The organism is Thalassovita sp. (assembly GCF_034670005.1).
Classification (GTDB): domain Bacteria; phylum Pseudomonadota; class Alphaproteobacteria; order Rhodobacterales; family Rhodobacteraceae; genus Thalassobius.
Genome location: NZ_JAXMOH010000012.1, coordinates 61,272 through 82,531, shown reverse-complemented (window position 1 = coordinate 82,531; position 21,260 = coordinate 61,272). Strand labels below are relative to the sequence as shown.

The following is a 21,260-nucleotide window of genomic DNA, read 5'->3' as shown; positions in this document are numbered from 1 at the left end:
TGACTTAGCGTTTCGGCGTCCCGCCGCCGGGTTTCCTGCCTTTTGATGCGTTTGGTTTGCGCTGGCCCGGCTTTTTGCCGCGCTCTGCGCCGGGCCGACCACCTGCATCGGGCCAGTCGACCGCGCGGTGTTTGCCTCCGGCACCGGGTTTGCCGCCCGCACCGGGTCGACCACGCAGGCCGGGCTTTTTGCTTGTGCCGGGCTTGCCGCCGTCGCTTCGTTTTTCAGCACCGCCGCGCTTGATCTGCGGGCCGCGCCCGCGCGGCTGTTGCGGTTGTTCCGGTTCCGCCGGGTCCAGACCTAATTGATCGCGTAACACCTTGCGGCGTAACTCTTCGACTTCGCCTGATTTCAACTGACCCAGTTGGAACGGCCCGTAAGACACCCGGATCAGCCGGTTTACCACCAGCCCGACGGCTTCCATTGCGCGGCGGATTTCACGGTTTTTACCTTCGCGCAGCCCCACGGTCAGCCAGGCGTTGGCGCCTTGTTGACGGTCAAAACTGACGATCATCGGCTGGAACCGCTCGCCTTCGACACTGATCCCCTTGCGCAGCGGTTCCAAAATGTCGTCACGCACGTTGCCTTTGACCCTGACCCGGTATTTGCGCAGCCAGCCGGTCGAAGGCAGTTCCAGCTTGCGCTTGAGCTCGCCATCATTGGTCAACAGAAGTAGCCCTTCGGAATTCAGGTCAAGCCGCCCCACACTCATCACCCGGGGCAGGTCGTCGGGCAGTCTGTCATAAATCGTAGGCCGGCCCTGTTCATCCTTGTGGCTTGTCACCAGCCCGGTGGGTTTGTGATACAACCAAAGGCGCGCCGGTTCCGGCGCGTCGAGCGGTTTGCCGTTGACCACCACCTTGTCCTTTGGAGTGACGTTCAGCGCCGGGCTGTCGATCGGTTTGCCATTCACCGTCACCCGACCCTCTGCGATCAGTTTCTCGGCCTCGCGCCGACTGGCCACCCCGGCACGGGCGATGACCTTGGCGATGCGTTCTCCTGCGGGCGTCGTGTCGGACATGGGCGGACCTTTTCGGGATGGGAAGGCCGAGGCTTAGCGCAAAATTCGCCATTGCGAAAGCACCGATCGCGGGGCAAGGAAGGACATGGTTTTTCGCAGTTTCATGGATATCGCCCTGCAAGAGGCGCGGGCGGCTGCCGATCGCGGCGAAGTTCCGGTCGGTGCCGTTATGGTTTCGCCGGACGGGAATGTCGTGGCGCAGGCGGGCAACCGCACACGCGAATTGAACGATCCCACCGCTCATGCTGAGATATTGGTTATCCGCGCCGCCTGTACGCTGGCAGGCAGCGAACGATTGCCAGGCTATGACCTGTACGTGACGCTGGAACCTTGTCCGATGTGCGCCACCGCGATTTCGGCGGCCCGGATCGCACGACTGTATTACGGTGCGGCAGACCCGAAAAGCGGTGGGGTGGCGCATGGCCCGCGCATTTTCAGCCACAAGCAATGCCATCACGTGCCCGAGGTCTATGACCATATCGACGCCAAGCCGTCCGAGGCGTTGCTCAAAGCGTTCTTCGCCAAGCGCCGCTGAGGCCGTGGGGGGCAGGCCCCCCCCGGCCGGTAGTAATCGTGCAGACCGCCAGAGCGATCTCAGACCGTGATCGCTTCCATCACTTGCGGTTCGATCACATTGACGCCGGGCAGGCCTTTTGCCAACTCCTCTGCCGACTGTTCCAGGATTGGGAAGGTGCGGTAATGACACGGGATCACCGTCTTGAAATCAAAGAAGGTTTTTGCCGCATAGGCCGCGCGTTTCATATCCATTGTGAAATGGCCGCCAGCGCACAGGATGCCGATATCGGGCGCGTGAAGATCGTTGAAAACCTTCATATCCGCCATCACATCGGTGTCGCCAGTGAAATAGATCACATGCCCATCGCCCGCGATCATGTAGCCCGATTCTGTTCCGGCATAGACCGGCCCGTTTTCACCGCCGATTGACGAGGAATGAGAGGCGTTCACCATCGTGACCGCGACATCGCCCAGCCGGACTGTGCCGCCTTTGTTGAAGCCGATGACCTTGGCGTCTTCGCTGGCTTCCCAGTAGCTCATCAAATCGTAGATTCCGACGATGGGAATATCCAGTTCCTTGGAAATCGCCAAAGCATCGGCGGAATGATCGCCATGCCCGTGGCTTACCAGGATCGCCGTCGCGCCTTGAATGGCGGCATTGCGGCTGCTTTCGGGGAACATCGGGTTGCCGCTGAGCCAGGGATCCACCAGCAGCACCTGATCGGCGATTTCCATGCGGAAGCTGGAATGGCCCAACCATGTAATTTTCATCTCTCACCTCCTGTATTGATTTTGACGTCAACCTAGCATGGGCGGCGCGGCTGACAACATGCGGATTTCAGCGTCGATTTCACGCTTGCAATGCCTGCGTTCAGCTTTCATGACATGTCAAAGGGGGACGCGATTGTGAACATGTCGACGCTTGTTATCCGGTATGCCGGGTTCGCCGCAGTGGCGACGCTGATCAATCTGGCGGCGCAGCGCGGGGTGCTTTGGGCCAACGGGGAATGGTTTTTCCCGGCGATGATTGCGGGCACCGGGTCGGGGCTGATCGCAAAGTATCTCCTCGACAAGCGTTGGATTTTTTACGATGTCGCCCGACCGGCACGCGAAGAGGGGCGCAAGTTCCTGCTGTATACCACCACGGGGATTGGCACGACGCTGCTGTTCTGGGGCTGTGAAAGCGCCTTCTGGTTCGTGTGGCAGACCGATGCGATGCGCGAATTGGGGGCGGTGATCGGGCTGAGCATTGGATATCTGGTGAAATACAATCTGGACCGTAGGTTCGTTTTTCTGAACACCGACGGACCGCGCTGACCGGGGTCAGGCGGCCAGAACCACCAACACGATGGCGGCCAGAATGATCGCCATGCCAACACGGTCATGCAGAACGAACCGCACGGGGTCGAAATCTTCCAGCCCTTGCAGGCTAAGCCGGACCACACGGAACAGCCAGACCACTAGCGGCACCGCCGCAAGTGACAGCAATAGCTGATGGTCGTATAGCTGCGCTGCTTCGGACCCGAATACATAAAGCAAGAACAGCCCGGCCGACACCGGGATTGCGCCAAAAGAGGCCCATTCCAGCCAGCGCAGATCGGATGGCCGATAGCCGCGCCGGGGCAGTTGGCCATCGACATGCAGGCGGCTGAGCGCGGTGATCCGTTTGACGCAGGCCAGCACGAAAAACGCCACGAAGGCAAAGGCCAGCAACGGTAACGGCACCGTGACCTCAACCGAAACGGCCCCGGTCAGCAGCCGCAAGAGGAACAGGCAGGCCAGTGTGATCACATCCAGCCAGCGCCATTTCTTGAGCCACAAAGAATAGCTCAGGCTGCCGGTCATATAGAGTGCGGTCAGCGCCGCCACTGCGGGGCTGACCATCAGCGCCAGCGCAAGGGCGAGCAGCACCAAGGCCGCACTGGCCCGGGTCGCCGCCGGGATCGGCAAGGCACCCGATGCGATCGGGCGGTAGCGCTTTTCCGGGTGGCGGCGGTCGCCGTCGAGATCGAGAAGATCGTTCAGAATATAGATCGCCGACGCCCCAAGGCTGAACCCGGCAAAGGCCAGTGCAGCCTGCAGCATTGGCGCAGCTTCGAACCGATGCGCCGCCAGCAGCGGCACGAAGAGCAGGATGTTCTTGATCCATTGATGCGGCCGCATCTCGCGCAGCAATGCGCCCCAGGTCCAGCCATCCTCGATGACATCGACGGGCTTTTTTACCTGCGCCAGTTTCTGAGGGTGCCGGTTCGATCCCGTCACGGCGGTGGCCTGTCGCGCAAGATCCCAGATTTCGGGATCTTCGTCGGGGCCGCCGATATAATCGAACCCGCCCGTCCCGAACCGGGATCTCAGGAAATCCGCCAATGTGGCACCGTTCAGGTCGCGGTCGGGGTCGATCCCGAAATGTGGCCCCGGCAAGCTTAGCCGCGCCGCCACCGCCTCGATCAGCGCCTGATCCGCGCCGGATATCAGGTGCACCTGACGGCCTTCGGCAATTGCGGCGCGGGCGCGGTCGGCGATATCGTCGTGTAATGGCAGGTGTTCGGCCGCAGGCGCGGCGATCCCGGCCAGCGATTGCACACTGGCACCCGCCGCGATGTGCCGCAAAGTGACCGGCACGTCATGCCCCAGGGCGGCCCAGAAGCTTTCGTAGCTCAGGTCGGTCCGTAACAGGGCGCCTTCCAGATGCAGGATCAGCGGCACCTTTTCCAGATGCTGGGAAGCTGGGGTCATTTTCATTCTGGGCGCGCCTGTTAAGCTGTGTCGTTGTAGCAGAGGGGACGGTGTTTCACCGATGATATCCCCGGCATCGGGGAATACCAACCGGGTCTCTGGCATCCCTTGATACAGATCATGTCCGACCGGGCGGCTTTGTTCCAACTTGGGGTGGAAACGAATACGCGAACAGGATCGGCGGCGCAGATGGCCGCTGACCAAAAGAGGCATGACAATGGAGAAAAAACGCTTTCTTGTAACTGGCGGCGCCGGCTTCATGGGGATCAATCTGGTGCGCTATCTGCTGGACCGCGGCCACGAGGTGCGCAGCTATGACATCGCGCCTTTCAGCTATCCCGAAGCGGACCGGATATCGGTGTTGCAGGGCGACGTCCGCGACCGGTCGTTGCACGATACGGCCTTTGAGGGCATCGACGTGGTGGTGCATTGCGCCGCCGCTTTGCCGCTGGCAGATCCGGGGGAAATCCATTCCACCAATGTCGACGGGACAAGGGCCATGCTGGAGGCCGCGCGGGAACGCGGTATCGACCGGTTCATCCATATTTCCTCGACCGCCGTGTACGGCATTCCCGACCATCATCCGCTGATCGAAAGCGATGAGATGATCGGGGTGGGGCCTTATGGCGAATCCAAGGTACAGGCTGAACATGTCTGCATCGAAGCCCGCGACAAGGGGCTGACCGTTTCGGTTCTGCGACCGAAAAGCTTTGTCGGGCCGGAACGGCTGGGCGCGTTCGAACTGCTGTATGAATTCGCGGCTGATGGACATGGTTTCCCGGTACTGGGATCAGGCGACAACCTTTATCAGCTTCTCGATGTCGAGGATCTGAATCAGGCGGTGTACCTGTGTGCCCACGGCGAAGCGGATGTGGTCAATGATGTGTTCAACGTCGGGGCGGAACGCTTCGGCAGCTTGCGGCAAAGTTTTCAGGCGGTGCTGGACCGGGCCGGTTTCGGCAAGCGTATCATCGGATTTCCTGCCGCCCCCGCGATCTGGACGCTGAGGGCGCTTGAGGCGCTGCACCTGTCGCCGCTGTATAAGTGGATTTATGAAACCGCGGGCAAGGACAGTTTCGTCAGCATCGACAAGGCCAAGGACAGGTTGGGCTACAAGCCCGAACATTCCAACGAAGAAGCGCTGATCCGCAATTACGAATGGTATCTGGCCAATCGTGACCGCATTTCGGCGCAAACCGGGGTGACCCACCGGGTGCCGTGGAAGAAAGGCGCGCTGGCGATGCTGCGCTGGGTGATTTGAGATGGTGTGCGTGACAATGAGACGAATCGCGTTGGGGTTGGCGACCATGGCCTTGGCCGGGGCGGCAGTTGCACAGGATACGGATAGGCTGGCGCTTCAGCGCGATGCCTATGACGCGGTGCAGGCCAAATCCGTGATCGACCTGCAGATGTTCCGCGACACGACGGCGGCCACTGATGCCGCGACCGGCCAACATGTGACGCTGATATCGCTCAATCCCGGTGTCGGGGCATGGTATCTGCTGCAATTGCGCGACGACCCCGAAGGCAAAGCCGACGACTATCACCTCGAAAACCCCGCCCCTGACAGTCAAAGCGTTGTCCTGCGCCCCGGCAGCACCCCGGCGCTGATCGTCACCACGGCCAAAGGCGAGGTGACCTGCACCCCTTGGGCCGACGGCGCTGCGGCGCTGATCGAAGCGCGCAAAAGCGGGGTGGCCTATGCGCCGATCTGCGACGGGGCATTGTTCCTGCGCAACCGGGTGACCGGGGCGCGGACCAGTATCGAAACCGCGACCGATTTCCTGCGTGACAATGTCTGGGGCGGTGAAACCATCGTGCGGTTCGTGCGTGACAATTTTTACAAGGATTCACAGCTTGAAACCAGCATTGCGCTGGGCACTGGCGGCGAGGGCGGCGTCAATGCCGGTCCCGTCCCGATGCGTGGCAAGGACGCGCCGGAAGACCAGCCAGTGATATCCACCCTGCTTGATTTTGGGCTGGCGGGGGCTGAACCGGGCCGGATGACCATCGGGCAATGGTACCGCGTGGACGGGATTGACGGTGTATTCGCAAGCGCCTTCCAGCCGCGCGCGATCAGCGATGACGTGTTCGCCACCGCTGGCGCGAACCGGCTGGACGGGGTCGAATCCCGGGCCACCGGGTATATGGTCGCCTTCGATCTTGGGCTGTACGATATCGGCTATGCGGTGGGCACCGATCATCCGGCACTGGGGTGGTCTTCTCGGCCACCCTATTCGGTCCGTCCTCGCGGTCTGCCGGGACCGGACGGGATCGACACCGCCAAGCCGCTGGTCACGTTGGGCATGGTCAATCCGGTGATCGCCAGCCGTGCGGTGGCCACCTTTACCGGCGGCTTCAAGCGTCAGCATGGCGCGTTCAAATACGGCGATTATGCGGGGACCAATCTGGGCCATCATTACGGCTTTATCGAAAAGGGCGTGGTTCTGAGCAAATTGCAGCCCGACCTGTCGACACTGTACCGGCTGACCGACGGCACCATCGCGATGAAGACCTGGCAGGAAAGCGATAACGCGCTGCTGCCCAAGATCGTCTTTGCCCGGCAAAACGGTGTGCCCTTGGTGGTGACTGACCCCGCCACCGGTCAGCCGGTGCCGGGCGACCGGGTGACCCAATGGGGGCCGGGTAACTGGTCCGGATCGGCCGATGCGGATTTGCGCACGCTGCGCGCCGGGGCCTGTATGGCGACGGCGAATGACCGCCGGTACCTGATCTACGGGTATTTCTCGACCGCTACGCCGTCTGCCATGGCGCGGACTTTTCAGGCCTATGGCTGCAATTATGCTATGCTGCTGGACATGAACGCGCTCGAACATACCTATCTGGCGCTTTACGTGCCGCAGGGCGGTAAGCGGCATGTCGAACATCTGGTACCGGGCATGTCGCTGATCGAAAAGAAGGCCCGTGGCGGCACAATCGTCCCCCGGTTCATCGGTTTCGCCGATAACCGCGATCTGTTTTACCTGACCCGGAAGGAACCCAAGCCATGACTGCACGTTTTGTCTTTGCGATCCTCGCCGTCTTGCTGAATCTCACTGCCCCGGCGCGGGCGGAAACGCTGCAAGAGGCCAACGAGGTTCTGTTCAAACAGCTGAAATCAGAGCACCGGCTTAGCGATGCCGAAATGCAGCGGGTGAAACAGATATTTGCCCGTTCGGGTTTCATGGGGCAGGGCAACCCGGCGATCACCCGGCATCCGATGACGCCTGCGGAATGCCGTGACCGCATTCCCGGCGGCGTGAGCCGGTATAACAACGCCCGCAACACCCGGATTTGCGGCGATAAATATATGGCGCCGCTATACGATCCGCGCCGCGAACGGCCCGAAGATGCCAAGGCCTGCATCGACATGTTCGAATTTCCCAACATCCCCTGCACCTATCCGGTGGTCTGGACCAAGGCCAAGGAGGCGGCCGAGGTCTGCGCCGCCATCGGCAAGCGGATCTGCGATGCCCATGAATGGGAAGGCGCCTGCGCCGGGGCGCTGGAACCGCCAGATTACTATTTTGGTCTGGGATCGGTGGCGGCAATGCGCAGCGCCCATAACGCCAAATACGGGGCCAGCAAAAGCTGGGCTTATGGTCCGGAGTTTCAGCGCGGTGTCTGTGCCCAGAACAGCCAGAAAAGCGCCAGTTGCGGCGGTGGTGGTTTTGGCAGCTGCGGATCGAATACCTATCCGACCGGGGCTTTCCCCAACTGCGTCAGCAAGTTGGGTGTTTATGATCAGCACGGCAATGCGGCCGAACACATGAACCTGCCGATGGCGCCGGATCAGATGGCCAGCACGGGCAGCACCAAGCTGGGCGTCACCGAGATGAAAGGCAGCTGGTTCATCTGGGACAAATACCGCGCCCATCCCGATTGGTGCCGCTGGCGCGCGCCGTATTGGCACGGGTCGCGGGTGATGAGCCCGGCCAGCCATGAGAATTACCATCTCAGTTTCCGCTGCTGTAAAACGATCGACTAAACCGGGGTCCGGCGCTTTGGTGCCGTTTACGCTTGGTTTAGGGGCTGAAACCCAGAAACGAGAAACGCCAAGGGCATTATCAGCCCTTGGCGTTTTCTGTTTTGTGTCAGAAAGGCGCGGTTCAGTATTGCCGGGCCAGCAGCTTCTGGGGATCAGAGATCGGGCCTTCACTGCTGACGATATAAGACAGTTCGCGGTCCTGCATCAGCTTGGTCAGGTCTTCCGCCTTGCCGTTTACAAAGGCGGTGCGGCTGATCAACCGGACGCCGTGGCTGTAATCGGCATAAGATGCGCCATGAACAGTGCTTAGCGGTTGGATCGGCTTGCCGTTGGGACGGTGCCAGCCGTAGATCGCCACCCGGCCCGGTTTCTGACGCAGCCGGTTGGTCAGCACGATGTCTTTCTTCTGACCAGCGGTCAGTTCGGCCATATCGCGGCTTTCCTGTGCGCGCTGCGTGTCCAGCGTGTGGTTGTGTTCCAGCAGATAGGCAGTGGATTCCATCTGCGAGGTGGGTTTCATCGGGCGCGGGGCCAGATGGACGCGGGCCTGACTGTAAATCGCATCCACCATCTTGGTCGTCGGCAGCAGGAACCCGGTTTCATTGGCGATCCGCGCCGCCGCGGCCAGTCCCATCGGCACCCGGACGAAATCGCGGTCATCGCCCACCGCCAGATATTCCGGCATCACGCACAGGGTGACGCGCACCTCTTCGCCGTTTTTGCGGGTGCCGGTGATTTCGACCGGTTTAAGCTGCCGCAGGAAGGACGGAATATTGCCAGCCAGAACCTGGCCCAGCACTTCATGATCCCGTTTGGTGCCGCTGACTTTCTGCAGGTGGGACATGACTTCGCTGCCCGAGGGGGCGCGCAGGGCACGTTGCGGGATGTCCGCAGTCAACGGTTTGGGGCAGGTCACTGCCGCCTGTGCCACCGTCGCCCCCATGAAAAAGATCGCAAAAGAAACCAACGCGCCTGCACTGCGCGCAACAAAACCATTGCCTGCCATATCTCGCCACTCGCCTGCCAATATAAATGTCTCCGCATAGGTCACAGGTTCCCGGTCCCGGATCAAGATGTCGGCTCTGGTATGCGCAAGAACCTGCCGAAACCTGAGAAAACCTGCCGATTTCTGCCGATACACACCTGGGCCATCCGGAAGATTGCCTGCAAGTTCTTTGCCAAATGCTGTGGGGTATTGCGCTAAATGGAGGTAACCGGGCCGTCCGGTGCTGAACCCGGGAAGGTTCCAAACAGTCAAGCCCGCCCCCTTGCCAGGCTGGGGTATTTTCGGCACCGCTGTGATGTGAGTATTTCCGGCAAGATGAAAGGGCGGTGCGATGGATTGGCTGCGTGCAGTGGATGGATATTGCGAACGCGCCGGGCCGGAATACTGGGCCGAGCCAGTGAATGCGCTGACCAATCTTGGTTTCGTGTTGGCCGCGGCAATCCTGTGGCCACGCATGGCCGGGCTGGGGGTGGGACGGGCGCTGAGCGCCAACCTGGCGCTGATCGGGATCGGGTCATGGCTGTTTCACACCCATGCGCAGGTCTGGGCCGGGCTGGCCGATACGCCGCCGATCCTGATCTTCGTGCTGATCTATATCTTCGCCGCTCACCGGGATTTCTGGCACCTCTCGCCGGGGCGGGCCTTCGCTACCACGCTTCTGTTCTTTCCCTATGCGGCGCTGACGGTGCCACTGTTCCAGTTACTGCCGGGGTTGGGATCATCGGCGGGATACGCGCCGGTGCCGCTGCTGATCGCGATTCATGCGCTGCTGCTGCGCCGCCGCGCGCCCGCCACGGCGCGGGGGCTGGGCATCGGCGCGGCGATCCTGACCGTCTCGATCACCTTCCGCAGCCTTGACGAGCCGCTTTGCGCGTATTGGCCGCAGGGCACGCATTTCGTCTGGCATTTGCTCAACGCCATCATGCTGGGCTGGATGATCGAGGTCTATCGCCGTCACATGCTTGCGGATGGATCGCCACGGCGCTAAACGCTGTTGCAACTGGAAAACGGAGATCTGCAGATGTCGATCGACACCAAAACCGCCGCCAAGGTGGCTAAGCTCGCCCGGATCAAGGTCGAGGACGAGGCGCTGCCGGCGCTGGCCAATGAATTCAACACCATTCTGGGCTTCATCGAGCAGCTCAACGAGGTGGATGTGGACGGGATCGAACCGATGACCTCGGTCACGCCGATGCGACTGAAGCGGCGCGAAGACGTGGTTACGGACGGCAATATGCAAGACAAGATACTGTCCAACGCGCCCGATGCGCGTGAAGGCTTTTTCGCGGTTCCGAAGGTGGTGGAATAATGACCGATCTGAACAAGTTCACCCTCGCCGAGGCCCGCGACAAGCTGCGCGCCAAGGACGTCACCAGCGTCGAGCTGACCGAAGCCTGCCTTGCCGCCATCGACAAGGCCGATGCGTTGAACGCCTTCGTGCACAAGACGCCGGAGATCGCGCTGGAACAGGCCAAGGCGGCCGATGCGCGAATCGCCGCGGGCGACGCACCGTCGATGTGCGGTCTGCCGGTGGGCATCAAGGATCTGTTCTGCACCAAGGGCGTGCCGAGCCAGGCTGCCAGCCGCATCCTGGAAGGGTTCAAGCCGGAATACGAATCCACCGTGTCTTCGAACCTGTTCACTGCAGGCGCGGTCATGCTGGGCAAGCTGAACATGGACGAATTCGCCATGGGATCGTCCAACGAAACCTCCTGCTATGGAAACGCGGTCAACCCGTGGCGGCGCGGCAATGACGATACGCCGCTGACCCCGGGCGGGTCTTCGGGCGGGTCTGCGAGCGCCGTTGCGGCCGATTTGTGCCTTGCCGCGACCGGCACCGATACCGGCGGGTCGATCCGCCAGCCTGCCGCCTTTACCGGCACGGTGGGCATCAAGCCGACCTATGGCCGTTGTTCGCGCTGGGGGATCGTTGCCTTTGCCTCGTCGCTGGATCAGGCCGGGCCGATGACCAAGACAGTACGTGATGCCGCGATCATGCTGGAAACCATGTGCGGTCATGACATGAAGGATTCCACCAGCGCCGACATCCCGGTGCCGGATTTCGAAGCGATGCTGACCGGCGATATCAAGGGCAAGAAAATCGGTATTCCGAAAGAGTACCGCATGGACGGTATGCCCGCCGAGATCGATCAGCTCTGGGCCGATGGTCGCGCGATGCTGAAAGATGCCGGTGCCGAGATCGTCGACATTTCGCTGCCGCATACCAAATACGCGCTGCCCGCCTATTACGTGATTGCCCCCGCCGAAGCGTCGTCGAACCTGGCGCGCTATGACGGTGTACGTTACGGCCACCGCGCCAAGCTGGACGCAGGCGATGGCATCACCGAGATGTATGAAAAGACCCGCGCCGAAGGCTTCGGTCACGAGGTGCAGCGCCGTGTCATGGTCGGCACCTACGTGTTGTCGGCCGGGTTTTACGATGCCTATTACAACCGCGCCCGCCGGGTGCGTGCGCTGATCAAGAAGGACTTCGACGATGTGTTTGCCGCCGGGATCGACGCGATCCTGACCCCGGCAACACCGTCGGCTGCCTTTGGCCTGGGCGAAATGACCGATGCCGATCCGGTGCAAATGTATCTCAACGACGTTTTCACCGTGACGGTGAACCTGGCCGGTTTGCCGGGCGTCAGCGTTCCTGCGGGGCTGGATGCGCAAGGTCTGCCGCTGGGGCTGCAACTGATCGGTCGCCCCTGGGAAGAGGGCGATTTGCTGAATACCGCCTATGCCTTGGAAAAGGCCGCCGGTTTTGTGGCAAAACCGGGTAAATGGTGGTAAACCTTCGGGCAAACAAACACGGGCAGGATTTCACGATGCGGTTTATCCTTTGTTCTATGGCGCTTCTCGGGCTGGCGGCCTGCGATGCGTCGATCCCCGACAGCAATCCCGGCGTCGGTTTCGGCAGCTATTCCGATCAGCGGCAACAGCAGGCCGCGCGTGATGCCGCGCTGGCCGGTCAGGGGCAGCCTTTGGCGGCCCCGATGGCGGTGTCCCAGGAACAACCTGCCATTGCCAGCGCCAATCGCGCGGTGCCCCTTGGAACCGATGAAAGCGAAGCCGAACGGTTGGCTGCGGAAACTGCGGCTGCGTTGAATTCGGGCGAAACGCCGGTCAATGCCACCCCGGCGAACCCGGCACCGCAGGTTGCGCTCGGACCGAGCGGGATGTCCAAGGAAAATGATTTCGAGAATGTCTCGACCTTGCGGTCTATCGAAAGCGATGCGCAGAAGATCGAACAGAACCGGGCGCAGTATGAAGTGGTCCAGCCGACCGCGCTGCCGACGCGCCCCGGGGACGAAGGACCCAATATCGTTAATTATGCGCTGTCGACGTCGAACCCGGTGGGACAGCAAATGTATTCGCGCTTCGCGGCCAGCGAAGGCCGGGCAAGACGCAACTGTGCCAAATACCCGTCGCCCGATCAGGCGCAGGCTGCGTTCCTGAAAAAAGGCGGTCCACAGAAGGACCGTCTGGGCGTTGACCCCGATGGCGATGGTTATGCCTGTTCCTGGAATCCCGCACCATTCCGTCAGGTCAGCGGTGGCTGACAGGCCGGCCCTGATCCAGCACCCTTCACCGAATTTCGGGCCCCGCCGCCAAGCTGCGCGGCCCGATTTGATCGTTTTGCACTATACCGCGATGACCAGCGCCAGAGCGGCGCTGGATCGCCTTTGCGACCCTAAGGCCGAGGTTTCGGCCCATTACCTGATCTGCGAACGCGGCCGGATATGGCAGATGGTCGAAGAAGAGATGCGCGCCTGGCATGCCGGGGCAGGGCAATGGGGGGCTGTCGCGGACGTCAATTCACGCTCGATCGGGATCGAATTGGCCAATCTGGGCACCCATCCGTTTTCCGAACCGCAAATGGCGGCACTTGAGGCGCTGCTGCCGGGGATCATGGCGCGTTGGCAGGTCCCGCCCGAGCGGGTGATCGGCCATTCCGATATGGCACCGGATCGCAAACACGATCCCGGTCCGCGCTTCGACTGGCAGAGGCTGGCCCGGCAGGGGCTGTCGATCTGGCCGGAAGCCGCCGAGCCGGGGGATTTTGTCACCGATGCCACGCGGTTTGGGTATTCTTGCGAGTGTTTCGATGCTGATACGGTCCTGGGGGCCTTCCGCGATCGGTTCCGGCCCGGCGTGACCGGCGCGCTGGATCAAACTGACCGGGCCTTAATGGCTGATCTGGCGGTGCGCTTCCCCGTTGACCATTCCGCCCCGACCGCCTAGATCACTCAGGCGCGGAGGGCCGGATGGCCGCTTGGGCTCAGGCCCGGGAGGAAAGTCCGGACTCCACAAGGTAAGGGTGCCGGGTAACGCCCGGCGGGGGCAACCCCAGGGAAAGCGCCACAGAGAACAAACCGCCCCTGTCCGCAGGGGTAAGGGTGAAACGGTGGGGTAAGAGCCCACCGCGGGACTGGTAACAGGACCGGCACGGCAAGCCCCACCCGGAGCAATGCCGAATAGGGGCCTCGCGCGGGCATGATCCGGGTTCCCGGATATCACCGCAGGGTCTGCCTTGACCCAGAGGCCCGGGTTGGCAGCTATAGGCGGATCGGTAACGGTTCGTTCAGAGGAATGGTCATCTCGGGCGGGGCAACCCGCCTATGACAGAATCCGGCTTACAGGCCCTCCGCGCGTTTCTGGCCTGGCCTGACGCGACGATCGCAGCGGGGCTTGGCAGCGGGCGTTCTGGCTGTCAGCTTAAGGAATTCGATCTGCCGTGGCGGGAACGTCAAATAGCGGTTGACTCGGAGCGCGGAAGCCTTACAAGGCGGGCTTCAAGGATTCCACGGGCGGCCCGACTGACCCGTTTCGAATGAGACTGGAGAAATACCAATGGCGAAGCCAACGACGATCAAAATCCGTCTGAACTCGACCGCAGACACGGGCCACTTCTACGTGACCAAGAAGAACGCCCGTACCATGACCGAAAAGATGGTTGTACGTAAATACGATCCGGTTGTGCGCAAGCATGTCGAATACAAGGAAGGCAAGATCAAATAAGATCTTCCCTGACCTGAGTTTCGAAAACGCCGCGCAGCCCCGGGCCGCGCGGCGTTTTTTTGTGTCGCGCTGGCATGATTTGAAAGACTGCCTGATGTCGCAAACGATCCCGTCCCTGACCGTGCGTCGCAGTACTGCCGACGATATGATCGCAGTGGATATGCTGCTGTCGCGCAGTTATCCGGCGCTGTTGAAGGCCGATTACCCGGCTTCGGTTTTGGTCACCGCGCTGCCGATCATATCCCGTGCCCAGCCTGACCTGTTGCGGTCAGGCACTTATTTCGTCGTCGAAAAAGACGGAAATATCTGCGGCGCAGGTGGATGGACCCGTGCCGCGCCGCAACGAGGTGAGGATGCCGCGCAAACGGGTCATATCCGCCATGTTGTGACCGACCATCGTCAGACCCGTCAGGGCATCGGACGGGCGCTGATGACGACCGTTCTGGCCGATGCTAAAGAACATGGCATGCTGAACCTGCACTGTCAGGCCACGCTGACGGCGGTACCGTTTTATACCGCGCTGGGGTTCCTTCCTCAGCATCGGATCGACGTACCGTTGCGCCCGGGCATAACATTCCCGGCAATGTTTATGCTAAGGGCGCTTTAAGTCGCAGCCCAACCACACAAGTTTACTCTCAACAAGGCCCCGGCAATCGCATATCCCATTGCTGAAGCAGGAGAAGACGATGCCGAAAGAAGGCCATTACATCAATCGCAGCAGTTGGCTGCGCGCCTCTGTCCTTGGGGCAAATGACGGGATCGTTTCGACCGCAAGCCTGTTGGTCGGTGTTCTGGCGGCGGGGATGGACCGGTCGGGTGTGTTGCTGACCGGGTTGGCGGGGGTGACCGCGGGGGCATTTTCGATGGCGGCAGGGGAATATGTGTCGGTGTCCGCCCAATCCGATGCCGAAGCCGCAGATCTGGCGCGCGAACTTCAGGCGCTGGAAGAAGATCCGGAATACGAACTTTATGAATTGTCGCAAGGATTGCAGTCGCGCGGCGTGTCGCCGGAGCTGGCCCTGCAAGTGGCGCATGAGATGACCGAGCACGATGCGCTCGATGCCCATGCCCGAGAAGAGCTGGGCCTGACCGAATTGGCCAGTTCCAATCCTCTGGAGGCGGCCATCGCGTCAGCGCTGGCCTTCGCGATTGGTGGCGTCCTGCCGCTGGCCGGGGCGGTGTTCGCGCCGCATGACCTTGGTATGCCGGTGATTGCCACGATCACCATGCTGGCGCTGGCGCTGCTGGGCAGTACGGGCGCTTGGCTGGGTGGTGCCCCCAAGGGGCCTGGCATCGTGCGGGTGCTGTTCTGGGGCGGTCTGGCGATGACTGTGACCTTCGTGGTGGGGCTGGTTTTCGATATGGCCGTTTGATCCGCTGAATACACGGCTCGAGCAGCAATTTCGGTGAATTCCAAGATTGTGCTATCCTGCGGAGGATACGCCATAAGGAGTGTCGCCATGAAGGTTTCTGTCATTCAGCAGCCGCCGGTTTATCTTAACCTCGGAAAATCCTTGGAAAGGGCCGTTGACCTGATCGGTCAATCTGCCGGGCAGGGGGCCGAACTGGTGGTCTTTCCCGAAGCCTGGCTGTCCGGCTATCCGACATTCGTCTGGCGCCTGCAGCCGGGAGCGGGCATGGGCAAGACCGACGCCCTGTTTTCGAAATTGCAGGCGAATTCGGTTGATCTCAGCCAAGACGGGCTGCAACCGATCCGAGACGCGGCGCGAGATCATGGCGTCGTGGTGGTGCTGGGATATCAGGAACTCGACGGTGAAATCAGCGGTAGTACCCTGTATAACAGCTGCGCCATCATTGATGCGGATGGTCGGCTTGCCAATAATCACCGCAAATTGATGCCGACAAATCCCGAACGCATGGTCTGGGGGTTTGGCGACGGGTCAGGACTGAACGTGGTGGAAACCGCAGTGGGCCGGATCGGTGCGTTGATCTGTTGGGAAAGCTACATGCCGTTGGCGCGCTACGCGCTCTATGCCCAGAATATCGATATCTATGTCGCGCCGACCTGGGACAGTGGCGCGACCTGGTTGGCCACGATGCAGCATATTGCCCGCGAAGGCGGTTGCTGGGTGATCAGTTGCGCCACGGCGTTGGAGGCGGCTGACATTCCCAAAGATGTGCCTAGCCGCGACGAACTGTTCCCGAACGAAGACGAATGGATCAACCCCGGCGACGCGGTAATTTACCGTCCTTTCGGTGGGGTCGTGGTTGGCCCTATGCATGAGGAAAAGGGCCTGCTGCTGCATGATATCGACGTGTCCGAGGCGCGGGCTTCGCGCCGCAAATTCGACGCCTGCGGTCACTATGCAAGGCCGGATGTCTTTACGCTGCACGTAGATCGCAATCCGCAAAGCCCGGTCAAATTCGAATAGCCCAACAAAAAGGCCGCCCCGAAGGGCGGCCCAGTGATCTATTATCCGTCAGGACTTATTCGCGGTTGCCCAACAGTTGCAGCAGCATCATGAACAGGTTGATGAAGTCCAGATAAAGGCTCAACGCCCCCATGATTGCCGCCTTGCCGAGCCATTCGCTATCGCCGCTATGGGCATGCTGGAGATAGGTCGACTTGATGTTCTGCGTGTCGTAGGCGGTCAGGCCGGCAAAGATCAGCACGCCGATGATCGAGATCGCGAAATTGATCGCTGGCGACCCAAGGAACATATTGATGATCGAAGCAACGATGATGCCGATCAGCCCCATGATCAGGAACGATCCCCAACCGGAGATATCTTTCTTCGTGGTGTAGCCCCAAAGCGACAGGCCAGCGAAAGAAATCGAGGTGACGAGGAAGACCTGCGCGATCGAGAAGCCGGTGAAGGCCACGAAGATCCAGCTCAGGCTAAGCCCCATTATCGCCGCGAAGACGTAGAAGAAGGTTTGCGCGCCAGCCGCCGACAGGCGGTTCAGCGCCGCGCTGAAGGCAAACACCATGATCAGGGGGGCGAACATGACGATATACCCCAAGATATTGGGCTTCAGGGTCATCGGATCGCGCAGGATACCCAGTAGTTCGGGTGACGTGCCGACCGCCCATGCAACCGCGAAGGTCAGCAACAGGCCGATGGACATGGTGCCATAGACCTTGTTCATATGGGCGCGTAGACCCTCGTCAATCTGGGTCGCGCGGGCGCCCGCAACGTTCCGGATCGTGTCGAATTCAGCCATAAAAGCCTCCGATTGGTAAACTGTTTTGCCCCATTAGAGGGGCTTATAGCGAATATCGGTGACCTTGTTGCCGTTTTCAAGTTTCCGGCGCGGCTGATCTGCGCTTTTTCGCGTTTATTTGATCCAGGTGTTGGGGACGTCCCAAATCGGGCGGCGTGCTTCGGCATCGGCCTGTTCGCGGCTCAGCCCCAGATCTTCCAGCCTAGCTTGGTCCAGATTGCGCAGGGCATGGCGCTGACGCATCAAGGCATTGACCTGTATCAGACGGGTGAAAAGGGACAGGGTCCGGCCCTTGGCAGGACGGCAGTTTACTTGGGTATTGATCATTGTTGACATCTTGTCGCCTTCCTATTCGTGATTGATTGAGGGTTTCTCATCATTTCTGTTGATGTATATGGGGAAGTATGAGACATTTTGAAAACGAATGTTTTTGAATTGATGCATCAAAAGGTTTGATGAATGCGAAATCTGGATATCACGACGTTGCGGTCTTTCGTTTCGGTGGCCGAACTGGGCGGGGTGACCCGCGCGGCGGGGTTCCTCAATCTGACGCAATCGGCGGTTTCAATGCAGTTGAAGCGGCTTGAGGAAATGCTGGGTCTGGCGCTGCTGGAACGGTCCGGGCGCGGCGTCAGTCTGACCGCAGCGGGGGAACAGTTGCTCAGCTATGCCCGCCGGATGGTCGATCTGAATGACGAAGCTTTCGCGCGGTTGACCCATAAGGATTATGCCGGGGAAATCCATCTCGGTGTGCCGCATGACATCGTCTATCCGGTCATCCCGAAGGTGCTGCAGCGGTTTGCTGCGGAAATGCCGCGGATGCGGGTGCAGTTGAACGCCAGCCATACCAACAAGTTGAAGGAAATGTTCGACCGGGGGGAACTGGACGTGATCCTGACCACCGAAGGCAAGCTGGACCGGGATGGCGAAACCTTGAATGAAATCCCGCTGCGCTGGGTCGGGGCGCCGGGAGCACAGGTTTGGAAGCAGCGGCCACTGCGGATCGCCCAAGGGCGCCTGTGCGCTTTCAGGACCGATCTGATTTCGACGCTGGACAATGCAGGCGTGTCCTGGACTTCGGTTGTGGATACCGACAGCGACCGTACGATCGAAGCAACGGTCAGCGCCGATCTGGCTGTTTGTACCATGCTGGAAGGCACCGCACCGCCGCAACTGAGCGAACTGGACGGTACCGACCTGCCCGATCTGGGCGTTTACAGGATCAACATGTATACAGCCGGGAAGCGGCCGAGCGAACCGGTCGCACGGTTGGCCGATATGATCCGGATCGGTTACGAACCCGTGCGAATGCCCGAACCGCTCAGGGCGTGATCACAACCTTGCCGGTGGACTGGCGTTTGCGCAACAGCTCCAGCCCCTCGGCGGCGCGGTCCAGCGGCAGAACATGGCTGACATGGGGCTTCAGCCGCCCCTGATCGTACCAGCTCAGCAAAGTTTTCATACTGTCGGTCAGCACATCGGGACGGAATTTCAGATATCCGCCCCAGTACAGTCCCAGCACGGTCAGGTTTTTGACCAGCAGGTGATTGGCCGGGATTTGCGGCACCTCACCGCTGGCAAAGCCAATCGGGATCAGCCGCGCTTCGGGCTTACAAGCGCGAAACGCTGCCTGCCATTGTTCGCCGCCAACCGGATCGTAAACCACGTCGGCGCCACCCAATGCCTTGACCGTTTCACGGATGTCTTCGGTTCTGGCGTCGATCAAATGGTCAGCCCCGGCGGCCTTGGCCGCCTGTAGTTTCTCCACGCCGCGGGCGCAGGCGATGACTGTGGCGCCCATCAGTTTGCCGATTTCGACAGCCGTCAATCCGACCCCGCCAGCCGCCCCAAGAACCAGAAGCGTTTCGCCGGGGCGCATCTGCGCACGATGGTCCAGCGCGACATGGCTGGTGCCATAGGCGATCTGAAAGGCTGCGGCGTCTTCGAAACTCATGCCATCAGGAATTTCTACCAGCCGGTGGACCGGGAAATAGCCCCGTTCGGCCAATCCTCCCTGACCGCTGTAGATCGCCACCCGGCTGCCCGGGGCAGGGCCGTCGGTGTCGGGGCCAAGTTCCTCCACTACCCCGGCCATTTCCAGCCCGAGGATGAATGGTGCCTCTGGCGTGTCCTGATACTTGCCCTTGATCATCAACAGGTCGGCGAAATTCAGACCGCAGGCCCTGATTCTCACCAAAGCCTCGCCTTTTACGGGAATTGGATCGGGCAGGTCGCAGACTTCAGGCTGTGCGCCTTTTTCGGAAATATAATAGGCTTTCATGATATCCTCCGTTGTTCGCCTTATGCGAAGCGAAAAAGGCTAAGTCAAATAAGGGCATTGGCCGATTTTGATCAAGTTGCAAAGTAAGGCCCTAAGATTGTGTTTTTAACGGAAAACTTCACCCAATAGATGTGTTTGTTCTTGATTGAGATATGAAAGCCAGTACAATTTGAATATGTAACGAGCCATACAACCCTTGGGGAAACGCTGTATTGAACCGGTGTGGGGGTGAGTCTGGTGCCTAGGAATGGTATGAAGGAGTCGCTCGATGGCACACCCTGTGGATGTGCATGTTGGCAAACGTATTCGACACCGCCGTTGGTTGGTGGGAATGACGCAACAGCAATTGGCCGAGCAGGTCGGAATCAAATTTCAACAAATCCAAAAATACGAAACAGGCACTAACCGGGTCAGCGCATCGCGTCTTTGGGATATTGCCGAAGCATTGGACGTCGCGGTGAGCTTTTTCTTTGCCGGTCTCGAAGGCGATGAGGGTGAAGGGGATGTTGCCCAAGTCTTTCCGTCCGATTTGATTGCCGACAAAGAAGCGTTGGATTTGGTGCGCAGTTATTACGCGATTCCCGAACATCAGCGCAAACGCCTGTTCGAACTGGCGCGTTGCCTGTCTGACGTGGCTTGAGCACGACCGGGCCCTGAGTTACCCATGCGTCAGACAGCGCAGTGGGGGACTTATGGCTGAACAAACGGATGTACAAAGTGTGATCGACACCGCACATGCGCTGGCCGATGCTGCGCGCGCGGTGATTTTGCCGTATTTCCGGTCGCCCGGACTGACCGCTGACAACAAGGCAGCAGCGGGATTCGACCCTGTGACCGCAGCCGACCGCGCCGCTGAACAAGCGATGCGCGCGGTTCTGGCCGAACGCCGACCCGCGGATACTGTTGTTGGTGAAGAATTCGGCACGACCACAGGCAGCAGCGGATTGTCCTGGGTGCTTGATCCGATCGATGGCACCCGCGGGTTCATGAGCGGTACACCGACCTGGGGGGTGTTGATCGCGGTTTCTGACGACACCGGTCCGATTTATGGCCTGATCGATCAGCCCTATATAGGTGAGAGATTCGAAGGCGGGCTGGGGCGGGCCTGCATGACAGGGCCGCGCGGCCCCGTCGATCTGGTCGCCCGATCCGACCGGTCGCTTGCCGAATCGATTCTGTTCACAACCTTCCCTGAGGTTGGAAACCCGAATGAAATGAAGGGATTTCAGGACGTCGCGGCGCAAGTCAAGCTGACCCGCTACGGGATGGATTGCTATGCTTACGCGCTGCTGGCCACCGGGCAGATCGATCTGGTGATCGAAGCGGGGTTGTCGAATTACGACATTCAGGCGCCCATCGCGGTGATCGAAGCCGCTGGCGGCATCGTCACCGATTGGCAGGGCGGTCCGGCGTATCAGGGCGGGCGGGTAATCGCCGCGGCGTCGCGGCAGCAGCATAAAGAGGCGCTGGCGATCCTGTCGCGCGTACCGGTTGAATAATC

At 60.6% G+C, this 21,260-nt stretch carries 24 protein-coding genes and 1 other RNA gene; 18 read left to right on the top strand and 7 right to left on the bottom strand.

The features are described 5' to 3' along the window. Positions 1–4 precede the first annotated feature (4 nt). Positions 5–1,021, bottom strand: coding sequence for a pseudouridine synthase (locus tag VOI23_RS16925; RefSeq protein ID WP_323786168.1), 1,017 nt, complete (start codon positions 1,019–1,021; stop codon positions 5–7). An 85-nt stretch (positions 1,022–1,106) separates the two neighbouring features. Between VOI23_RS16925 and VOI23_RS16920 the strand changes: the two genes are divergently transcribed. Beyond that, positions 1,107–1,556: a nucleoside deaminase gene (locus tag VOI23_RS16920; RefSeq protein WP_323786167.1), complete on the top strand. Its 450-nt coding sequence runs from the start codon at positions 1,107–1,109 to the stop codon at positions 1,554–1,556. A 59-nt stretch (positions 1,557–1,615) separates the two neighbouring features. Here the strand turns inward: VOI23_RS16920 and VOI23_RS16915 are convergent, their stop codons facing one another. After that, entirely contained in the window at positions 1,616–2,308 is a 693-nt protein-coding gene (locus VOI23_RS16915) for a metal-dependent hydrolase (RefSeq protein WP_323786166.1), read from the bottom strand. Between the two features lie 141 nt (positions 2,309–2,449). Between VOI23_RS16915 and VOI23_RS16910 the strand changes: the two genes are divergently transcribed. Next, complete coding sequence (locus VOI23_RS16910) at positions 2,450–2,854, top strand: GtrA family protein (protein ID WP_323786165.1); 405 nt, start codon at positions 2,450–2,452, stop codon at positions 2,852–2,854. A gap of 6 nt (positions 2,855–2,860) precedes the next feature. On the opposite strand, the gene VOI23_RS16905 is transcribed toward VOI23_RS16910, so the two are convergent. Further along, the gene (locus VOI23_RS16905) at positions 2,861–4,279 is read right to left on the bottom strand and encodes a UbiA family prenyltransferase (RefSeq protein ID WP_323786164.1); all 1,419 of its coding nucleotides are present in this window, start codon (positions 4,277–4,279) and stop codon (positions 2,861–2,863) included. A 211-nt stretch (positions 4,280–4,490) separates the two neighbouring features. Here VOI23_RS16905 and VOI23_RS16900 point away from each other — a divergent pair, with 211 nt between their 5' ends. From VOI23_RS16900 to VOI23_RS16890, 3 genes are read left to right on the top strand one after another with little or no spacing between them, the layout of a single operon-like run. Continuing rightward, positions 4,491–5,534 (top strand): NAD-dependent epimerase/dehydratase family protein, encoded by a 1,044-nt coding sequence (locus tag VOI23_RS16900; RefSeq protein WP_323786163.1) that lies wholly within the window; start codon positions 4,491–4,493, stop codon positions 5,532–5,534. A 16-nt stretch (positions 5,535–5,550) separates the two neighbouring features. Beyond that, on the top strand, positions 5,551–7,284 hold the full coding sequence (locus VOI23_RS16895) for a hypothetical protein (RefSeq protein WP_323786162.1): 1,734 nt from the start codon (positions 5,551–5,553) through the stop codon (positions 7,282–7,284). Then, positions 7,281–8,261, top strand: a complete 981-nt coding sequence (locus tag VOI23_RS16890) for a hypothetical protein (protein WP_323786161.1) — start codon at positions 7,281–7,283, stop codon at positions 8,259–8,261. Before VOI23_RS16895 ends, VOI23_RS16890 begins: the two co-directional genes overlap by 4 nt. 121 nt (positions 8,262–8,382) lie before the next feature. Here the strand turns inward: VOI23_RS16890 and VOI23_RS16885 are convergent, their stop codons facing one another. Then, on the bottom strand, positions 8,383–9,267 hold the full coding sequence (locus tag VOI23_RS16885; protein WP_323786160.1) for a hypothetical protein: 885 nt from the start codon (positions 9,265–9,267) through the stop codon (positions 8,383–8,385). Between the two features lie 331 nt (positions 9,268–9,598). On the opposite strand from VOI23_RS16885, the gene VOI23_RS16880 reads away from it, so the two are divergent. The 10 genes from VOI23_RS16880 (at position 9,599) to VOI23_RS16835 (ending at position 16,685) form a co-directional block, all read left to right on the top strand. Then, positions 9,599–10,255, top strand: a complete 657-nt coding sequence (locus VOI23_RS16880; protein ID WP_323786159.1) for a ceramidase domain-containing protein — start codon at positions 9,599–9,601, stop codon at positions 10,253–10,255. Positions 10,256–10,288: 33 nt separating this feature from the next. Next, positions 10,289–10,576, top strand: a complete 288-nt coding sequence (gatC, locus tag VOI23_RS16875; protein WP_323786158.1) for an Asp-tRNA(Asn)/Glu-tRNA(Gln) amidotransferase subunit GatC — start codon at positions 10,289–10,291, stop codon at positions 10,574–10,576. Further along, entirely contained in the window at positions 10,576–12,063 is a 1,488-nt protein-coding gene (gene gatA, locus VOI23_RS16870; protein WP_323786157.1) for an Asp-tRNA(Asn)/Glu-tRNA(Gln) amidotransferase subunit GatA, read from the top strand. Before gatC ends, gatA begins: the two co-directional genes overlap by 1 nt. Positions 12,064–12,098: 35 nt before the next feature. Next, complete coding sequence (locus VOI23_RS16865; protein ID WP_323786156.1) at positions 12,099–12,833, top strand: hypothetical protein; 735 nt, start codon at positions 12,099–12,101, stop codon at positions 12,831–12,833. A gap of 67 nt (positions 12,834–12,900) precedes the next feature. Further along, positions 12,901–13,515, top strand: a complete 615-nt coding sequence (locus VOI23_RS16860) for an N-acetylmuramoyl-L-alanine amidase (protein ID WP_323786211.1) — start codon at positions 12,901–12,903, stop codon at positions 13,513–13,515. An 11-nt stretch (positions 13,516–13,526) separates the two neighbouring features. Beyond that, an RNA gene (rnpB, locus tag VOI23_RS16855) (RNase P RNA component class A) lies at positions 13,527–13,926 on the top strand. Between the two features lie 198 nt (positions 13,927–14,124). Further along, a complete protein-coding gene (gene rpmG, locus VOI23_RS16850) occupies positions 14,125–14,292 on the top strand; it encodes a 50S ribosomal protein L33 (protein WP_058261865.1) in 168 nt (55 codons plus the stop codon). A 94-nt stretch (positions 14,293–14,386) separates the two neighbouring features. Next, complete coding sequence (locus VOI23_RS16845; protein ID WP_323786155.1) at positions 14,387–14,899, top strand: GNAT family N-acetyltransferase; 513 nt, start codon at positions 14,387–14,389, stop codon at positions 14,897–14,899. A 79-nt stretch (positions 14,900–14,978) separates the two neighbouring features. Continuing rightward, complete coding sequence (locus VOI23_RS16840) at positions 14,979–15,665, top strand: VIT family protein (protein WP_323786154.1); 687 nt, start codon at positions 14,979–14,981, stop codon at positions 15,663–15,665. 87 nt (positions 15,666–15,752) lie between these two features. Then, positions 15,753–16,685 carry a carbon-nitrogen hydrolase family protein gene (locus VOI23_RS16835; RefSeq protein ID WP_323786153.1) on the top strand — a complete coding sequence of 311 codons (933 nt, stop codon included), beginning with the start codon at positions 15,753–15,755 and terminating at the stop codon, positions 16,683–16,685. Between the two features lie 55 nt (positions 16,686–16,740). Here the strand turns inward: VOI23_RS16835 and VOI23_RS16830 are convergent, their stop codons facing one another. Beyond that, a complete protein-coding gene (locus VOI23_RS16830; protein WP_323786152.1) occupies positions 16,741–17,478 on the bottom strand; it encodes a Bax inhibitor-1/YccA family protein in 738 nt (245 codons plus the stop codon). Positions 17,479–17,592: 114 nt separating this feature from the next. After that, positions 17,593–17,814 (bottom strand): hypothetical protein, encoded by a 222-nt coding sequence (locus VOI23_RS16825; RefSeq protein ID WP_323786151.1) that lies wholly within the window; start codon positions 17,812–17,814, stop codon positions 17,593–17,595. 123 nt (positions 17,815–17,937) lie between these two features. Here VOI23_RS16825 and VOI23_RS16820 point away from each other — a divergent pair, with 123 nt between their 5' ends. Beyond that, positions 17,938–18,810 carry a LysR family transcriptional regulator gene (locus VOI23_RS16820; RefSeq protein ID WP_323786150.1) on the top strand — a complete coding sequence of 291 codons (873 nt, stop codon included), beginning with the start codon at positions 17,938–17,940 and terminating at the stop codon, positions 18,808–18,810. Here the strand turns inward: VOI23_RS16820 and VOI23_RS16815 are convergent. After that, positions 18,800–19,759 (bottom strand): NADPH:quinone oxidoreductase family protein, encoded by a 960-nt coding sequence (locus VOI23_RS16815; RefSeq protein ID WP_323786149.1) that lies wholly within the window; start codon positions 19,757–19,759, stop codon positions 18,800–18,802. The genes VOI23_RS16820 and VOI23_RS16815 overlap by 11 nt on opposite strands. A 268-nt stretch (positions 19,760–20,027) precedes the next feature. On the opposite strand from VOI23_RS16815, the gene VOI23_RS16810 reads away from it, so the two are divergent. Then, a complete protein-coding gene (locus VOI23_RS16810) occupies positions 20,028–20,399 on the top strand; it encodes a helix-turn-helix transcriptional regulator (protein WP_323786148.1) in 372 nt (123 codons plus the stop codon). 52 nt (positions 20,400–20,451) lie between these two features. Then, the gene (locus VOI23_RS16805) at positions 20,452–21,258 is read left to right on the top strand and encodes an inositol monophosphatase family protein (RefSeq protein WP_323786147.1); all 807 of its coding nucleotides are present in this window, start codon (positions 20,452–20,454) and stop codon (positions 21,256–21,258) included. Positions 21,259–21,260: the final 2 nt, after the last annotated feature.

Bases quoted from the DNA above. Each gene is read 5' to 3' on its own strand.
- VOI23_RS16900 (WP_323786163.1), top strand. From the start codon at position 4,491: ATGGAGAAAAAACGCTTTCTTGTAACTGGCGGCGCCGGCTTCATGGGG.
- VOI23_RS16885 (WP_323786160.1), bottom strand. From the start codon at position 9,267: ATGGCAGGCAATGGTTTTGTTGCGCGCAGTGCAGGCGCGTTGGTTTCT.
- gatA (WP_323786157.1), top strand. From the start codon at position 10,576: ATGACCGATCTGAACAAGTTCACCCTCGCCGAGGCCCGCGACAAGCTG.
- VOI23_RS16905 (WP_323786164.1), bottom strand. From the start codon at position 4,279: ATGAAAATGACCCCAGCTTCCCAGCATCTGGAAAAGGTGCCGCTGATC.
- gatC (WP_323786158.1), top strand. From the start codon at position 10,289: ATGTCGATCGACACCAAAACCGCCGCCAAGGTGGCTAAGCTCGCCCGG.
- VOI23_RS16845 (WP_323786155.1), top strand. From the start codon at position 14,387: ATGTCGCAAACGATCCCGTCCCTGACCGTGCGTCGCAGTACTGCCGAC.
- VOI23_RS16880 (WP_323786159.1), top strand. From the start codon at position 9,599: ATGGATTGGCTGCGTGCAGTGGATGGATATTGCGAACGCGCCGGGCCG.
- rpmG (WP_058261865.1), top strand. From the start codon at position 14,125: ATGGCGAAGCCAACGACGATCAAAATCCGTCTGAACTCGACCGCAGAC.
- VOI23_RS16915 (WP_323786166.1), bottom strand. From the start codon at position 2,308: ATGAAAATTACATGGTTGGGCCATTCCAGCTTCCGCATGGAAATCGCC.
- VOI23_RS16835 (WP_323786153.1), top strand. From the start codon at position 15,753: ATGAAGGTTTCTGTCATTCAGCAGCCGCCGGTTTATCTTAACCTCGGA.
- VOI23_RS16910 (WP_323786165.1), top strand. From the start codon at position 2,450: ATGTCGACGCTTGTTATCCGGTATGCCGGGTTCGCCGCAGTGGCGACG.
- VOI23_RS16810 (WP_323786148.1), top strand. From the start codon at position 20,028: ATGGCACACCCTGTGGATGTGCATGTTGGCAAACGTATTCGACACCGC.
- VOI23_RS16925 (WP_323786168.1), bottom strand. From the start codon at position 1,021: ATGTCCGACACGACGCCCGCAGGAGAACGCATCGCCAAGGTCATCGCC.
- VOI23_RS16820 (WP_323786150.1), top strand. From the start codon at position 17,938: ATGCGAAATCTGGATATCACGACGTTGCGGTCTTTCGTTTCGGTGGCC.
- VOI23_RS16890 (WP_323786161.1), top strand. From the start codon at position 7,281: ATGACTGCACGTTTTGTCTTTGCGATCCTCGCCGTCTTGCTGAATCTC.
- VOI23_RS16805 (WP_323786147.1), top strand. From the start codon at position 20,452: ATGGCTGAACAAACGGATGTACAAAGTGTGATCGACACCGCACATGCG.
- VOI23_RS16920 (WP_323786167.1), top strand. From the start codon at position 1,107: ATGGTTTTTCGCAGTTTCATGGATATCGCCCTGCAAGAGGCGCGGGCG.
- VOI23_RS16825 (WP_323786151.1), bottom strand. From the start codon at position 17,814: ATGTCAACAATGATCAATACCCAAGTAAACTGCCGTCCTGCCAAGGGC.
- VOI23_RS16830 (WP_323786152.1), bottom strand. From the start codon at position 17,478: ATGGCTGAATTCGACACGATCCGGAACGTTGCGGGCGCCCGCGCGACC.
- VOI23_RS16895 (WP_323786162.1), top strand. From the start codon at position 5,551: ATGAGACGAATCGCGTTGGGGTTGGCGACCATGGCCTTGGCCGGGGCG.
- VOI23_RS16840 (WP_323786154.1), top strand. From the start codon at position 14,979: ATGCCGAAAGAAGGCCATTACATCAATCGCAGCAGTTGGCTGCGCGCC.
- VOI23_RS16815 (WP_323786149.1), bottom strand. From the start codon at position 19,759: ATGAAAGCCTATTATATTTCCGAAAAAGGCGCACAGCCTGAAGTCTGC.
- VOI23_RS16865 (WP_323786156.1), top strand. From the start codon at position 12,099: ATGCGGTTTATCCTTTGTTCTATGGCGCTTCTCGGGCTGGCGGCCTGC.